Genomic DNA, 15,272 nt, shown 5'->3' on the forward strand with positions numbered 1-15,272 from the left:
AATTTGCCCAGATGACCCAATTGCCGCTTTTCGTCGCTTTGACGATAAAAATCCCGGCAAATAGGCTGATGGCGTGGCCCAACTGCGCATCGCTCTGGCACAGACGAATCCGACTGTCGGCGACCTGGCCGCCAACGCGGACAAGCTCGTCGCATGGACCCGCGACGCGGCCGAACGCGGAGCCCACCTCGCCGTCTTCACCGAAATGTTCCTCACCGGCTACCCCGTCGAGGACCTCGTGCTGCGCACGTCCTTCGTGGACGCGAGCATCCGGACGCTCGAGGAGGTGGCGCGCAGGCTGCGCGACGAAGGGCTCGGCGAGCTGCCCGTCGTCGTCGGCTACGTCGACCGCGCCGGCCTCGCCCCACGCGTGGGGCAGCCGAAGGGCGCCCCGCTCGACGCCGCCGCCGTCCTGCACCGGGGCGAGGTGGTCGCCCGCACCGCCAAGCACCACCTGCCCAACTACGGCGTGTTCGACGAGTACCGCTACTTCGTGCGCGGCGACCGACTGCCGATCTTCCGGCTGCACGGTGTGGACGTCGCCGTCGCGGTGTGCGAGGACCTCTGGCAGGACGGCGGCCCCGTGTCCGTCGTCGGGCAGGCCGGCGCCGGGCTGCTCGTGGTGCCGAACGCCTCCCCGTACGAGAAGGAGAAGGACGACGTACGGCTGGAGCTGTGCCATCGCCGGGCCCGTGAGGCCGGATGCGCGCTCGCCTACGTCAACCAGGTCGGCGGGCAGGACGAGCTGGTGTTCGACGGCGACTCGATCGTGGTCGACGGCGCGGGCCGGCTCCTCGCGCGGGCCGGGCAGTTCGCGGAGGAGCTGCTGATCGCCGACCTCGACGGCCTGCCGGTGTCGGACGCCGAGCCGGGCACGGTCCCGTACGACGCGGGCGACGGCAGCACCATCACGGTCGAGCGGGTCGTCCTGTCGAACGACCCCGTCGAGCCGTACGAGCCGGAGCCCGCCCGCATCGCCGAACGGCTCGACCTGCACGCCGAGGTCTACTCCGCCCTGGTGCTCGCGGTCCGCGACTACGTGGCCAAGAACGGCTTCCGGTCGGTGATCCTGGGCCTGTCGGGCGGCATCGACTCGGCGCTGACCGCCACGATCGCCGCCGACGCCATCGGTCCTTCGCGGGTGAACGTCGCGCTCATGCCCTCGCGCTACTCCTCCGACCACTCGCTCACCGACGCCGAGGAGCTGGTGCGCCGCCAGGGTGTCACGGCGCGGGTCGTCCCGATCGCCGACATCGTGAACGCGTACGAGAAGGAGATCGAGCTGTCGGGTCTCGCCGCCGAGAACCTCCAGGCGCGGGTGCGCGGCATGCTGCTCATGGGCCTGTCGAACCAGCACGGTCACCTGGTGCTGACCACAGGGAACAAGAGCGAGCTGGCGACCGGCTACTCCACCCTGTACGGCGACTCGGCGGGCGGCTTCGCACCGATCAAGGACGTGCCGAAGACGATGGTGTGGGAGCTGGCCCGGTGGCGCAACGCCCACACCCTGCCCGGCTTCCTGCTGGCGGCCGAGCGGCCGATCCCGGAGGACTCGATCACGAAGGAGCCGAGCGCGGAGCTGCGGCCCGACCAGCGCGACACCGACTCGCTGCCGCCGTACGAGGTGCTCGACCGGCTGCTGGACGACTACGTCGAGAAGGACATGGGCTCGCAGGAGCTCATCGCGGCCGGCCACGACCCTGAGCTGGTCACGCGGGTGATCCGGCTGGTCGACCTGGCGGAGTACAAGCGGCGGCAGTACCCACCAGGCCCGAAGATCACGCCGAAGAACTTCGGCCGCGACCGCCGGCTGCCCATCACCAACCGCTGGCGCGAGACCACGACGTAGCCGCGACACCGCCGTCCGTCCGCGCGACCTTCCTGCGGATCGGCGGCGCGCGGCCCCCGGCGCCGCCGCGCGGCCCTTTCGCGGGCTCCGCCGCTCTGCGGCCTTCGCGGACGGTCAGCCGTCGGTCAGGGGGCCATCCCGGCGAGGGCGGCGTCGATGATCTGCTCGGGCAGTTCAGGGGAGAGGTCTCCGGCGGGACCCCACTTCGTGTGCCACAGCATGGTGCCGGAGATGATCGCCATGCCCATGTCGACGTCCAGATCGGGCCTGAGCTCGCCGGTGACGATGCCGCGCTCGATCACCTCGCGCATCGCCCGCCGGCGTGGCTCGACCGCGCGCTCCATGAAGCGCTCGGTGATCCGGCGGTGCCGGTCGGCCTCGCTCATCACGATGTTCATCACGCAGCGGCTGCGCGCCTGGCCGGACTCCGAACGCATCGCCTCGAGCAGGCTGATGAGGTCGTCGCGCACCGACGTTCCGGAGAGCGGCGGAAGCGGCGCCTTCATCGTGGCCAGGGCGTCGACGACGAGATCTTCCTTGTTGGACCAGCGCCGGTAGATCGTCGTCTTACCGACGCCCGCCCTGGAGGCGATCGCCTCTATGGACAGCTCTGCCACGCCGACGCCTTCGCCGATCAGATCGAGAGTCGCCTCGATGATCGCCTTCTCGGCCTTCTCGCTGCGAGGACGGCCCGCCGGGCGGGCGGCCCCTGATTCCTGGGTCGACATCGAGGCCTCACACTACCGCTGGTTCCTTCTGTTCCGCGTGCTTGGCTGCACGCACCTTACCGGGCATCCACTTCGCGACCACCGCGACCCCCACGAGTGCGATCACGGCCGCCACCTGGGCGGTGAGGTGCATGCCGTCGATGAAGGCGGTGAAGGCGGGCTGGACGAGCGCCTGGCCCTGCTCGCCCATCGCCTGCGCGGCGCCCATGGTGGCCATGATGGACTCACCGGCCGCGTGCCGGACGCCCTCGGGAAGCGCGGTCAGCGCGGGCGCGATCTCGCCCCGGTAGCTGGACGACAGCACCGAGCCGAGCACGGCCACACCGAGGGCGCCGGACACCTGGCGGACGGTGTTGCTCATCGCCGAGCCGACGCCGGCCTTCTCGCGCGGCAGCGACTCCATGATGGCGGTGGTCGCCGGCGGCATGAGGTTGGCCATCGCCATGCCCTGGACGAAGAAGATGATCTCGATCAGCACGATCGGCGTGTTCTGGTCCATGAGCGAGTAGCTGGCGAGCACCAGCGTCAGCACGATCATGCTCACGGTGGCCGACAGCTTGCCGCCGAACCGCTCGTTCACCCGCTGGCTGAGCGGCGCGAAGATGAGCTGCGCCGCGGCGAACGGGATCATCAGCGCGCCCGCCTGCAGCGGCGAGAAGCCCAGCACCAGCTGCAGGTAGAACGTCAGGAAGAACATCCCGCCCATCATCGCGAAGAAGACGATGCCCATCATGCCGATGGCGGAGCTGAACCGGACGTTGGAGAAGCTGCGCACGTCGAACACCGGGTGGTCGATGCGCCGCTCCCACCAGACGAACCCGGCGAGGACGGCCACGCCGACCAGCGTCGGGGCCAGCACCTGGACGTCGGTCACGGTGCCGAGCTCGCCGCCGCGGATGATGCCGTAGACGAGGGCCACCAGGCCGATGATCGACAGCACCACGCCCACCGGGTCGAGCTTGGACGGCTTCGGGTCGCGCGACTCCGGCACGAAGAGCGCGATGAGAATCATGCTGATCACGACGATCGGCACGTTGACCAGGAAGACCGAGCCCCACCAGAAGTGCTCGATCAGCAGGCCACCGGTGATCGGGCCGATGGCGACCGCGAGCCCGACACCGCCCGCCCAGACGCCGATCGCCTTACCGCGCTCGGCGGGCGGGAAGACGTTGGAGATGATGGCCAGCGTGGCCGGCATGATCGCGGCGCCGCCGATGCCCATCGCCGCCCTGGCCATGATGAGCTGCATCGGGTCCTGCGAGTACGCGCTGGCGAGGGAGGCCAGCCCGAACAGCGCCATACCGATGAACAACATCCGCTTGCGGCCTGTTCGGTCACCGATCACGCCAAAGGTGAACAACAGACCGGCGAACACCAGCGTGTAGGAGTTGATCGCCCATTCCAGCTCGCTCTGCGTGGCGCCGAGACCGACGGTCTCGTCGGCGATGGTCTTCATCGCCACGTTGAGGATCGTGTTGTCCAACACGACGGCCAGCAGGCTGAAGACCAGCACGCCGAGGATGCCCCAGCGGCGTGGATGCCCCGTTGTCGGGTCCATGAAAGAGTCCTTAATTTCGATACGTCTGAGTTTCGCAACGGCAGCGTATCGCAATGTATTCCGATACGCAACGGTACCGTTTCGTAAATTCCGGACGAACGCCCTGTGTCCCAGCCCGCAACAGCAGCCTTGGCCCACCGTGAGACCCACCCCTACGCGGGCTCCCCGCCACCCACGTGCCCCTCCACGCCGGGCAGCCGTGCTGCCACAAGCGCGAGGCAAGCGCCCCGTGCGGCGCACACACCAACCGGACCGTGCGAAAACATGCCCAACCGGACCGTGCGGAAGCACGGAAACCGGGCTGTGCGGAGGCAAGGCAACCGGGCCGCAGGAAGTGCGGCCTCCGGGTACCGAAAGCCCGGCACTGACCACCCGGAGTGTGCGGCAACCGGGCCGTCAGGAAGCACGAGGGAAGCGGCTCGCGACCGCGCCCTCACGGCACAGATCAGTGACGACAACGACCGGCCACAGCCGTCCTCACCGGGCCCGTGGCACTCCGGCCCTCCCACCGGCCGGCAAGCCGCCGGATCTTGGGACCCAACCGCGCCCGGGGACCGCGTCAATGCCGTCACCCTCGACAGAGACCTTGCAACGTCTCCGCGAGACCTGGCATTCCCCCGATGCCACATCAATGTCGACCACCCGCCGCGCGCAGCGGCTCAGAAGGCGGGCAGTGGCAGCGGGCCGGAAGACGAGCCGTGGCAGCGGCGTGAAACATGCGCCGTGGCACCGGCCCGGAACACTCGCCACGGCGACGACCCAGGAAACGAGCCAGGACAGCAGCTCAGGACACGAGCTGTAACGGCCGCTCAGGACACGAACCATCGGGGCGGCTCAGACAACGGGCTGGCGGCGGCTCGGAGAGGGACTGTGGCGGCGGCTCGGGCAACGGGCTGTGGGGTGGCTCGGAGAGGGGCTGTGGGGGTGGGTGTCCGGAGTGGTGGAGTGGGGCCTAGGTTGGATGAACTACGGTGAGACGCTGGCGTGGCCTGCGGCTTTCGTTGGCCGTCGGCCTTCTCCGGCCCGCTGGTCCGGGCCGTGAACGACACGTTGGTACGAGAACCCCCGCTCATGTCCACGACCGCGCGTCCGGCGCAGTTTTCCGCCGCCCGTCGCGTTCCCGCCTCGCCCTGGACGCTGGCCGCGCTCGCCCTCGGTGTGGGCCTCGTGGGAGGGGCGGCGACCTCCTTCGGGCAGACCGTGCTCAGCGGCGGGTGGCACGCGCTGGTGAACTCCACTGCTCCGTGGGCCACGGTCGCCTTCCTCGTCGGCCTGCGCGGTGCGCCCCCGGCCACTGGCGCAGGGCGGCCGTGGCGGGAGTGCTCTCACAGCTCGGGCTGCTGGCCGGTTACTACGTGACCGCGGAACTGCGCGGGTACCCCGCCGGGTTGGGGGCGGTCGTGATCTGGGCCGTGGCCGGCGTCGTCGCGGGCCCGGTCTACGGCGCGGCCGGCGCGTTGCTGCGTGCCGACCGCCGCATCCTCCGGGCGGTGGCGACGGGGCTGACCGGGTCGGCCTGGGGGGCGGACGGGTTGCGCTTCCTGTGGCTGGCCTCGGACGCGCAGTCCAACAGCGGGCCAGGGGCGACCGCTGGATGGTCCTTCCTGCTGATCAGCGTTCTGCTGCCCGTCGCGCTCGCCCGCTCGGCACGGGATCGCGTGTACGCGCTGCTGGTGCTGATCGCCGGCGTGGGAGCCGTCGCCGTGGCGAGCCTCGTCATCGACCAGGCGTTCATGCTCTGAGCACGCCGGCGCGAGCGCGCCCCGGGCGCCTACGCGGACGTGTTCACGGGCCCGCGGCAGGTGGCGTCGTGCGGGCCTGCGGCGGGGTTCTGGTCCGTTGCTTCGGCTGAGGGTGCCGCGCAGGCTCGCGATGAGAGTGATGTGCGTGCCTGCAGCAGAGCTCTGCACAGGCTCGCCGTGACGGTGATGTGGGGGCCGCTGAATCGGTGGGCGGCGCGGCGCCACTCGGGAGGGACGGTGGCGCCGCCTTCGCTGGTCAGTCGGTGCGGCCTGGTGACGCGGGCCCGCTCGGGGTGGCACCGCTCCAGGCCTCGTACCAAAGGTGGGAGCACAGGTCCATGGACGCGTAGTAGCTGGTGGTGTAGCAGCAGCTGTAGTAGGACGAGCAGTCGTCGTACCAGGAGTACGACCCCGCTGCCCCTGCGCCGGATGCTGCGGAGCTCGGCGACGGGGTTCGGGCGCCGGCGGGTGTTGCTGTCCCTGCTGTGAGCAGCGCTACGGACATCATCGTGCCGAGCGCCGCAGTAAGCGTCTTTCTGAGCATGGGCCTCCTCCAGAGGCTGGTGTGACCTGTGGTGCGCCTGAGGACTATCCCGCCAGGAGAAGGCGCCGGACCAGCGGCGGCGCCACAGCTTCGTACGGGGCGGGGCAGCTCGCCGTCACCGTCGCGGGCGACTGGTCGGACGCCGCGACTGCGGCCTCCTCACCGTACGACGCGGTTCGCCGCAGGCGCGGCGCCACTCGGGAGGGACGGGTGACGCCGCCTTCGGCGGTCCGTCGGTGCGGCCAGGTGTTCGGTCAGTCGGTGCGGCCCGGTGACGCGGGCGCGCTCCGGGCGGCGCCGCTCCAGGCGGGGTACCGCATGTGGAGGCACGCGCTCACGGGCGCGTCGTAGGTGTAGTGGCAGCAGTGGCTGAGGTCGCCGTAGTACTTCATGCAGTCGTACCAGAGGAACGGCCCCGCCCCCGCGCCGGACGGTGCCGAGCTCGCCGACGGGGTCCGGGCGCCGGCGGGTGCCGCTGTTCCTGCCGTGAGCAGCGCTACGGACGTCACCGCGCCGAGCACCGCGGTAAGCGCCTTCTTCGTGAGCATGGGCCTCCTCAAGAGACTGCTGTGACCTGTGGTGCACCTGAGGAATACCCCTGCGGAGAAGGCGCCGGACCAGCGGCGGCGCCACAGCTTCGTACGGGGCGGGGCGGCTCGCCGTCACCGTCGCGGCGTTACTCGGACGTCGCGGCGGCGGTCTCCTCGCCGTACGCACGGTCCGCCGCGGGGGCGGCGGAAAGGTCGGGTGTGGGCGCAGGGCGGGAGCGCCAGAAGGGGAGGGCGGCGAGGACGATGGCGGCTCCGATCAGCCCCGCCACGGTGAACGCCCACGACGGACCACCGGAGTCGATCACCGCTCCGGCGATGGGGGCCGAGACGGCGCCGCCGATCAGCAGGGCGGTGCCGTGCAGGCCCATCGCCTCGCCACGGGCCGCGCTGGGCACCCACCGGGTGAGCACGTCGACCGTGGACGACAGCGCCGGCGCGCACAGCAGGCCCGCGGGCAGCAGCGCCAGCACCACCCACTGCCAGCCGCCGCCGACGAGCCCCACCGGGATCGTCAGCACCCCCATCGCGCCGATCAGGACGAGCGGCGACAGGCCCCGCGACAGCCCGCCGTAGACGAACCCGCCGATCAGCGAGTAGAGGCACCAGACGGCGACGGCGATGCCGACCCACGCGGTCTGCCCGGCGTGCTCCATCGTCGCGACCAGGGACAGCTCGCTCGCGGTGAGCACGAATGTGGCCGCCGCGGTCGTGCCGAGCAGCGCGACGAACGCGGGCGTGAGCCACTGCCTGCGCGGCACCCCGCGCTGCGGCTCCTCCAGTTCCTCGGCCGAGCGGACCGGCGGGTTGAGCAGGATCAGCCCGATGCCCGCGACGGTCAGGCCCGCTCCGATGGTGATCATCGTGACGCCGCTGCCGAGCGTGACGATGCCCGCGCCGGCCAGCGCGGGCCCCACCATGTAGGACACCTCGACCAGCATGGAGTCGAGGGCGAAGCCGGTGCGCCGCTGGTCGACGGGCACCAGGGCGGCCAGGCACTGCCGGGTCACGCTGAAGACCGGCAGCGACAGCAAGCCGGCGAACAGCGCCGCCACGACCAGCGTCCAGTACGGCAGCGCCCACGCGCACGACCAGAACACCGCCTGGGCGGCCGTGGTCACGATGAGCACGGGACGCAGGCCGTAGCGGTCGACCATGCGGCCCGACAGGGGCGAGCCGATCGCGTTGCCGATGGTGCTGGCCGCGGTGATCACCCCGGCGGGGACGAAGTCGAGACCCATCGACACCGCGACGTGCAGGGTGAGTGCCATGCCCATGGCCGTGGACGGCACCCGGGCGAGCAGCCCCACGAGCAGAAGGGTGCGTACGCCGGGGATGGCGAGCAAGCGCCGGTAAGAGCCGAGAGCCATGGTGTTCGTTACCTCCTGGGTGATTGTGGCAGGTCACGCCGACAGTTTCGAAACGGTTCAGCGCGTGACATCATCGGAGGCAGTCCGGGGACGCATAAGGCGCCTCGAGACGTTTCTGGAGTGTTCACACATGTCCTCTTCAACCACGCTGTACGGGGGCGCGCAGGGACGTCGCGTCACCATCCGTGACCTCGCCGCGGCCAAGGAGCGCGGAGAGCGGTGGCCGATGCTCACCGCCTACGACGCGATGACGGCCCGGATCTTCGACGCGGCCGGCATCCCGGTCCTGCTGGTCGGCGACTCGGCGGCCATGGTCGTCTACGGCCACGAGTCGACCCTGCCGGTCACGGTCGACGACCTGCTGCCGCTCACCGCGGCCGTCGTGCGCGGCTCGTCGCGCGCGCTCGTGGTCGCCGACCTGCCGTTCGGTTCCTACCAGGCCTCCCCCGCGCAGGCGCTCGAGTCGGCCGGGCGCTTCATGAAGGAGGCCGGCGCGCACGCGGTCAAGCTGGAAGGCGGCCGCCGCGTCCTGCCGCAGGTCGAGGCGCTGGTCTCGGCGGGAGTGCCGGTCATGGCGCATCTCGGGCTGACGCCGCAGTCGGTCAACACGTTCGGCGGCTACCGGGTCCAGGGCCGGGGGCAGGCCGGCGACGAGCTCATGGCCGACGCGAAGGACCTCGAGCGGGCCGGGGCGTTCTCCCTGGTGCTCGAGTGCGTGCCCGCCGACCTCGCGCAGCGGGTGACCGCGTCGCTCGCCATCCCGACGATCGGGATCGGCGCAGGGGCGGCGACCGACGCGCAGGTGCTCGTGTGGCAGGACCTCATGGGGCTGACCCCGCGCCCGGCCAGGTTCGTCAAGCAGTACGCCGACCTGACCGGCGTGATGGACCAGGCCGTGCGCGCGTTCGCCGACGAGGTGCGGACGGGCGCCTTCCCCGCGCCGGAGCACACCTACACGTGAGGGCTCAGCCGGTGAGCGTGGCCGGGTCGGTGTTGGAGCCGCACACCACCACCGCCACCCGCTCCCCCGGCTCGGGCCGGTGGACGCCCGACAGCAGCGCCGCGTAGGCGGCCGCGCCCGCGTGCTCGGCCGCCAGGCGGTGCCGCTCCCAGAGGGTGCGCCGGGCCGCCACTATGGCGTCGTCGCTCACCAGCACGCTCTCGACCCGCGGCCCGGAGAGGATCTCGAAAGCCAGGCCGCCGATCGTGGTGGCGCCGAGCGCGTCCGCGCCCACCCCGCTGACCTGTACCGGAACCGGTTCGCCGGCCCGCAGCGCCGCGTTCAGGGTCGGAATGCGCTCGGGCTCGACGGCCACGACGCGCGGCCCCGAGCCGCCGGCGGACGTGCCCACGGTGATCCCGGCCGCGAACCCGCCGCCGCCGACCGCCACGAGGACGGTGTCGACCCCACCGGTCTGCTCCAGGAGTTCGAGCCCGGTGGTGCCCTGCCCGGCGATCACCTCGGGCTGGTCGTACGCGTGCACCTGCAGCGCGCCGGTCTCGGCGGCGCGCTTGGCCGCGGCCTCGGCCGCCTCGGCGTAGACGGCGCCGGTCTGCGTGATGTGCGCCCCCAGCGCGCGCAGCCCGGCCACCTTGACGGTGCTGGTCACCTCGGGCACGAAGATCTCGGCCCGCACACCGAGCGCGCGGGCCGCGTGCGCGACCGCCAGCCCGTGGTTGCCGCCGCTCGCCGCGACCACGCCGCCTGGGGGCATCTCGCCGGCGGCCAGCATGCGGTTGAACGCGCCCCGCACCTTGAACGACCCGGAGTGCTGCAGCAGCTCCAGCTTGAACGTGAGCCCGGGCGCGACCTCGAGCACGGGCGTGCGGAGCACGTGACCGCCGATCCTCCCGGCGGCGGCGAGCACATCTTCGTGGGCAACGGCGGTCACGGTATCTCCTCGTTCACGGCGACGGCGGACGTACGCCGAGGCTATTGCAGGGGCTGTCGCAGTGCCTGCGCCAGGTCCGCCCAGAGGTCCTCGGGGTGCTCGACGCCCACGGCCAGGCGCACGGTGCCCTCGCCGATGCCGCTGCGCCGGAGCTCCTCCGGGGTGAGTGAGCGGTGCGAGGTGGTGGCCGGGTGCAGGACGAGCGTCTCGACGCCGCCGAGCGAGGGGGCGAGCAGCGCCAGACGTACGGAGCGCATGAACGCCTCGCCCGCCGCGCGCCCGCCGGCCAGGTCGAACGACAGGACCCCGCCGAACCCGGACAGCAGCTTGCCCGCCGGCTCGTACGACGGGTGCGACGGCAGCCCCGGCCAGTGGACGGCGGCCACGGCGGGGTGCTCGGCCAGCCGGGCGGCCAGGAAGGCGGCATTGGAGCAGTGCCGTTCCATGCGCAGTTCCAGCGTCTGCATCCCGCGCAGCGTCAGCCAGGCCGCGAACGGGTCGGCCGAGGCCCCCAGCTCGATCGCGAAGTGCCACACCTTCTCGTACAGGGCGGTGTCGGCGAAGACGGCGATCCCGCCGACCACGTCGGTGTGCCCGCCCAGGTACTTGGTGGCGGAGTGGACGACGATGTCGGCGCCGTGCTCGATCGGACGGCACAGCAGAGGCGTGGCGAACGTGTTGTCCACCACCGAGACGAGCCCGAGCTCACGCGCCTGCGCGCACATCCCGGGCAGGTCGGCGACCAGCGTCATCGGGTTGCTGATCGTCTCCAGGTACACGAGCCGGGTCTCCGGCCGGACGGCGGCCCGCAGGGCGGCTGGGTCGTCGCCCGGCACGTACGTGACGGTGATCCCGAAGCGGGCGGTCAGCTCGCCGAGCATGGCGGCCGTGCCTCCGTACAGGGAGTTCTGGGCGACCAGGTGGTCGCCCGGCTTCAGCAGACCGAGCAGGACGATGTTGATCGCGCCCATGCCCGAGCCCGTCGCGACGCCTGCGACGGCGCCCTCCAGGTCGGCGACGGCCTGCTCCAGGGAACGTACGGTCGGGTTGCTGTAGCGCCCGTAGACGAACGCGCCGTCGGGACGCCCCATGGCCTCGGCCATCACCGCGGGGTCGTCGAACGTGAACCCCGACGTCTGGTAGATCGGCATGGCGATCGGACGGCTGTTGTCGACGACGGGCTGCGGCACGTGCACGGCTCTGGTGCCGGGCCGGAGGTTCGCGCGGAAATCGGTCATGGCTTGAGAATCCCCCGCGACAAGCCGCGAGTTGAGCGCCAATCCCGGAGAATTGGACCGTGAATGGGACCAATCTTGCCGACCTCGTCGACCTGCTCGGCCGATGGGCGTCCGGACGCGGCCCCCTCTACCTGTTGCTGGCCGCCCGGCTGCGGGCGTTGATCGACGACGGCGTCCTCGCCCCCGGCGACGCGCTGCCGCCCGACCGGGTGCTGGCCGCACGGCTGGCGGTGGGCCGGGGCACGGTGGTGGCGGCGTATGAGCTGCTGCGGCAGGAGGGCCGCCTGACGCGGCGCCAGGGCAGCGGCACCCGGGTGGCCCCGCTCGACCTGTCCGCGACGCGGGCCGCCGACGGCGTGCCGGCCAACCCGCTGCTCCAGCACCTCCTGCACCCGCCCGACGGCGTGCTGCTGCTGACCTGCGCCGCCCCGGTCGACCCGCCCGGCGTGGTGGCGGAGGCGTACGCCGAGGCGGCGGCGCTCCTGCCGGGCGCGTACGGCCTGGGCTACCAGCCGGCGGGTCACCCGGCGCTGCGGGAGGCGCTGGCGGCGTACTACACCGAGCGCGGCCTGCCCACCGCGCCCGAGGAGATCATCGTGACGACGGGTGCCCAGCAGGCCCTCACCCTGGTGACCGGGCTGCTGGTGTCGCCCGGCGACACCGTGCTGGCCGAGACGCCGACATACCCGGGCGCGCTGGAGGTCTTCCGGCACGCGGCCGCGGTCGTCAGACCGGCCGCGAGCATCGAGGACACTCGGGAACGTCCGGCCCTGGCCTACTTCGTCCCGACGGTCCGCAACCCTGACGGCGCGGTCATGGACAACCTGTCCCGCAGGCGGCTGGCCGGGCTCGCGGCGGCGTACGACGTGCCGCTGATCGACGACGAGGTCCGCGCCGAGCTGTGCTTCTCGGGCGAGCGGCCCCCGCCGCTGGCCTCCTTCGCGCGCGGCGAGCAGGTGATCACCATCGGGTCGCTGAGCAAGCTCGTGTGGGGCGGGCTGCGGGTGGGGTGGATCCGCGCGGCGGCGCCGCTGGCGTCGCGGCTGGCGCGGCTGCGCGCCGTCCACGACCTCGGTGGTGAGGTGGTCAGCCAGCTCGCCGCCGTCGCCCTGCTGCGCCGCCTCGACGAGGTACGCGCCACGCAGGTGCGCACGCTGCGCGCCCGCCACGACCACCTGTGCGCCGAGCTGCGGGCCTGCCTGCCTCCGTGGACGTTCACGCCCGCGCGGGGCGGCCACACCGTGTGGGTACGCCTCCCGCGCGGCGACGCCGACTCCTTCGCGCAGGTCGCCCTCCGGCACGGCGTGGCGGTGCCGCCTGGACGGTCGTTCGACCCCCGCGGCGGGCACGCCGACCACCTCCGGCTGCACTTCCTGCTGCCGGAGGAGGACCTGTCACGAGCGGTGCACACCCTGGCCGTGGCCTGGGACTCCTACCGCGGGGACGGCCGCGCGGTGTCCCGGCAGCCCCTGATCGTCTGACCGGCGGGCTCAGACGTCGGTGATGCGGAGGCCGGCGTGGGCCTTGTAGCGGCGGTTGATCGAGATGATGTTGGCGGTGAGCGCCTCGACCTGGTGGGCGTTGCGCAGCCGTCCGCCGTAGACGCCGCGCACCCCCGGCAGGACCTCGGCCAGCGCCCGCACCGTGTCGGTCGCCTCGCGGTCGTCGCCCAGCACGAGCACGTCGAGGTCGACCTTCTCGACCGCCGGGTCCATCAGCAGCACCGCGGACACGTGGTGGAACGCGGCCACGACGCGGCTGTCGGGCAGCACGGCCGCCGCCTGCTGGGCGGCGCTGCCCTCCTCGACCGGCAGCGCGTACGCCCCCTGCTTGTCGAACCCGAGCGGGTTCACGCAGTCGACCACGATCTTCCCTGCCAGCTCGGACCGCAGCGACTCCAGCAACGCCTTGTGCCCCTCGTACGGCACCGCCACGATCACGAGGTCGGCCGCGGCGGCGACGGCGGCGTTCTCGTCGCCCTCGGCGCCGGCACCGATCGACGCGGCCGCCTCGCGGGCGCGCTCCGCGCTGCGCGACCCGATGAGCACCTTGAGCCCGCCGAGCGCGAACCGCCGCGCCAGCCCCTTGCCCTGGTCACCCGTGCCGCCGAGGATGCCGACGGTAAGCCCACTCACAGTTGTCATAGCCTCGATGATGCCAGCAGCGCCGAACCGTCCTGAGCGCCGCCCGAACACAGCGGCAGAACACCCGCAGATCCCGGCATCACCGGCGAAGCACGGCTTCGTCGGGCACCATGGTGTCCATGGACTCCGGATCGGTGGCCCTGCTGCGCGAACTCCTGGACGGCTCCGGCTGGCTCGAACGCACCCGTGAACTCGGCCTGGCGCTGCGCGCCACGCGGTCACCCGGCGGCCTGCTGGTGGTGGGCACGCCCGACGACGAGCCCTGGCACGTGACGGCGCACCTGAGCGACGAGGCCAGGTTCGCGGGGCTGCCGCAGCTCACGCCGACCCTCGTCCGCTGGAACCCGCCCCCGGACGCGCCCGCCCATCTGGGGGTCGGCGTCGAGCGGCTGGAGCGCGCCGCGCGCGGCGAGACCCTGTTCGTGCTGAGCGAGCAGCAGGCGCCGGTGCCGCTGCTCGAACGGGTCGACGACGCCCGCCGCACGGGGGCGACGATCCTCGCGATCGAAGGCGGCGACCCCGAGCTGGCCGGCCTCGCGCACGACGCCATCGCGGTGCCGCGCAGCGGGCCGGTGTCGTTCGACGGCGCCCAGCACCTGGTCAGCGCGGCGGCGGGCGAGGTCGAACAGCGGCGCGGCCTGCGCGAGCGGCTGGCCCGCCTGCTCGACAAGCTCAGCGGGCCACGAGTCACCGACTAGACCTGTGCCAGCCGTCCCCGCAGCGACGCCTCCAGCTCGGCGGTGGCCTCCTCGATCGCCCCGATGACGACGCCCAGCACCGGATCGGGCTCCCCCGACCGCGTACGGCTGGCCCTCGTCACCGCGTCGATCCGGCGCGCGCCGACGTCGCGCAGGTCGCTCACCCGCACCTCGCCCTCCGGGACGTCGAGCAGCGCGAGCGCGGGCACGATCGCCACCCCGTGCCCGGCCGCGACCAGCGCCAGCGTCGGCCCGAACTCGGTGATGACGTGGGTCTTGCGCGGCTCGAACCCGTGCAGCCCGGCGAGCCGGTCGAGCGCCTGGCCGCACGCCTGGTGGGGTTCTCCGGCGATCCACGGCGCCCGCACCAGCTCGTCGATGGTGGACGGCGGGTCGGTCCATCCGGGCGGCACCACGATGCGGTACTCGTCCACGTAGAGCAGCCGGGTGCTCAGCGACGGCTGCGACAGGACGGGCAGGCTCATGTCCTGCTCGGTGATCAGCAGGTCGACCGCGCCGAGCCGCAGCTCCTGCAGCGCCGGCTGCCCGTAGACCTCGTGGATGACCGGCTCGATCCGGGGATGGCGCTCCTTCAGTGCGCGCATGGCGGGGACGAGCACGTGCGTGATGACGGTGGGGAACGCGGCGATCCTGACGGGCCCGGCCAGCCGCTCGGTGAACCGGGTGAGCTCGCGCCTGGCCTCGGTGAGCTCCTCCTCGACCCGGTCGGCGTAGCCGGCGAGGACCCGCCCTGCCGGGGTGAGCGAGACGCTGCGCTGGGACCGGTCGATGAGCGCCAGCCCGACCTCGCGTTCGAGCTGGGCGAGCTGCTGGGAGACGGCCGAGGGGGTGAGGTGGAGCGCTTCGGCGGCCCGCATGACGCCGCCGCGGCGGGCGACCTCGCGCAGGACGCGCAACCGCCGGGGGTCAATCTCCATGGGGGTCAGCTTACGCAGCGTCG

Annotated in this window: 15 protein-coding genes; 6 read left to right on the forward strand and 9 right to left on the reverse strand. The window is 72.3% G+C overall.

Annotation, left to right across the window (positions count from 1 at the left end):
- Positions 1-73: 73 nt before the first annotated feature.
- Positions 74-1,849, forward strand: coding sequence for an NAD+ synthase (locus BLR04_RS00355; protein WP_090758351.1), 1,776 nt, complete (start codon positions 74-76; stop codon positions 1,847-1,849).
- A 125-nt stretch (positions 1,850-1,974) separates the two neighbouring features.
- Here BLR04_RS00355 and BLR04_RS00360 read toward each other — a convergent pair whose 3' ends face one another.
- The gene (locus BLR04_RS00360) at positions 1,975-2,577 is read right to left on the reverse strand and encodes a TetR/AcrR family transcriptional regulator (RefSeq protein WP_090758353.1); all 603 of its coding nucleotides are present in this window, start codon (positions 2,575-2,577) and stop codon (positions 1,975-1,977) included.
- A gap of 7 nt (positions 2,578-2,584) precedes the next feature.
- Positions 2,585-4,135 (reverse strand): MFS transporter, encoded by a 1,551-nt coding sequence (locus BLR04_RS00365; RefSeq protein WP_090758355.1) that lies wholly within the window; start codon positions 4,133-4,135, stop codon positions 2,585-2,587.
- A 1,071-nt stretch (positions 4,136-5,206) separates the two neighbouring features.
- Here BLR04_RS00365 and BLR04_RS42655 point away from each other — a divergent pair.
- Positions 5,207-5,494, forward strand: coding sequence for a DUF6518 family protein (locus BLR04_RS42655; RefSeq protein WP_425413422.1), 288 nt, complete (start codon positions 5,207-5,209; stop codon positions 5,492-5,494).
- Complete coding sequence (locus tag BLR04_RS41555; protein WP_281191292.1) at positions 5,380-5,877, forward strand: DUF6518 family protein; 498 nt, start codon at positions 5,380-5,382, stop codon at positions 5,875-5,877. Before BLR04_RS42655 ends, BLR04_RS41555 begins: the two co-directional genes overlap by 115 nt.
- 256 nt (positions 5,878-6,133) lie before the next feature.
- Here the strand turns inward: BLR04_RS41555 and BLR04_RS39445 are convergent, their stop codons facing one another.
- The 3 genes from BLR04_RS39445 to BLR04_RS00380 form a co-directional block, all read right to left on the reverse strand.
- Positions 6,134-6,421, reverse strand: a complete 288-nt coding sequence (locus BLR04_RS39445) for a hypothetical protein (RefSeq protein WP_143021908.1) — start codon at positions 6,419-6,421, stop codon at positions 6,134-6,136.
- A 254-nt stretch (positions 6,422-6,675) separates the two neighbouring features.
- Positions 6,676-6,969 (reverse strand): hypothetical protein, encoded by a 294-nt coding sequence (locus BLR04_RS00375; protein WP_090758357.1) that lies wholly within the window; start codon positions 6,967-6,969, stop codon positions 6,676-6,678.
- A gap of 128 nt (positions 6,970-7,097) precedes the next feature.
- Positions 7,098-8,339: an MFS transporter gene (locus BLR04_RS00380; RefSeq protein WP_090758359.1), complete on the reverse strand. Its 1,242-nt coding sequence runs from the start codon at positions 8,337-8,339 to the stop codon at positions 7,098-7,100.
- A gap of 130 nt (positions 8,340-8,469) precedes the next feature.
- Between BLR04_RS00380 and panB the strand changes: the two genes are divergently transcribed.
- Positions 8,470-9,300, forward strand: a complete 831-nt coding sequence (gene panB, locus BLR04_RS00385; RefSeq protein WP_090758361.1) for a 3-methyl-2-oxobutanoate hydroxymethyltransferase — start codon at positions 8,470-8,472, stop codon at positions 9,298-9,300.
- Positions 9,301-9,304: 4 nt separating this feature from the next.
- On the opposite strand, the gene BLR04_RS00390 is transcribed toward panB, so the two are convergent.
- Positions 9,305-10,231, reverse strand: coding sequence for a serine/threonine dehydratase (locus BLR04_RS00390; RefSeq protein WP_090758363.1), 927 nt, complete (start codon positions 10,229-10,231; stop codon positions 9,305-9,307).
- A 41-nt stretch (positions 10,232-10,272) separates the two neighbouring features.
- The gene (locus BLR04_RS00395; RefSeq protein ID WP_090758364.1) at positions 10,273-11,469 is read right to left on the reverse strand and encodes a trans-sulfuration enzyme family protein; all 1,197 of its coding nucleotides are present in this window, start codon (positions 11,467-11,469) and stop codon (positions 10,273-10,275) included.
- Between the two features lie 59 nt (positions 11,470-11,528).
- Here BLR04_RS00395 and BLR04_RS00400 point away from each other — a divergent pair, with 59 nt between their 5' ends.
- Complete coding sequence (locus tag BLR04_RS00400) at positions 11,529-12,950, forward strand: aminotransferase-like domain-containing protein (protein ID WP_090758366.1); 1,422 nt, start codon at positions 11,529-11,531, stop codon at positions 12,948-12,950.
- A gap of 9 nt (positions 12,951-12,959) precedes the next feature.
- Here the strand turns inward: BLR04_RS00400 and npdG are convergent, their stop codons facing one another.
- Positions 12,960-13,613 carry an NADPH-dependent F420 reductase gene (gene npdG, locus BLR04_RS00405; RefSeq protein WP_090758368.1) on the reverse strand — a complete coding sequence of 218 codons (654 nt, stop codon included), beginning with the start codon at positions 13,611-13,613 and terminating at the stop codon, positions 12,960-12,962.
- A gap of 119 nt (positions 13,614-13,732) precedes the next feature.
- Between npdG and BLR04_RS00410 the strand changes: the two genes are divergently transcribed.
- A complete protein-coding gene (locus BLR04_RS00410; protein WP_176902866.1) occupies positions 13,733-14,311 on the forward strand; it encodes a hypothetical protein in 579 nt (192 codons plus the stop codon).
- Here BLR04_RS00410 and BLR04_RS00415 read toward each other — a convergent pair.
- Positions 14,308-15,249, reverse strand: a complete 942-nt coding sequence (locus BLR04_RS00415) for a LysR family transcriptional regulator (RefSeq protein WP_090758372.1) — start codon at positions 15,247-15,249, stop codon at positions 14,308-14,310. The two genes, BLR04_RS00410 and BLR04_RS00415, sit on opposite strands and share 4 nt — an antisense overlap.
- Between the last annotated feature and the right edge of the window lie 23 nt (positions 15,250-15,272).

This window comes from Nonomuraea maritima (assembly GCF_900100395.1).
Lineage (GTDB): Bacteria > Actinomycetota > Actinomycetes > Streptosporangiales > Streptosporangiaceae > Nonomuraea > Nonomuraea maritima.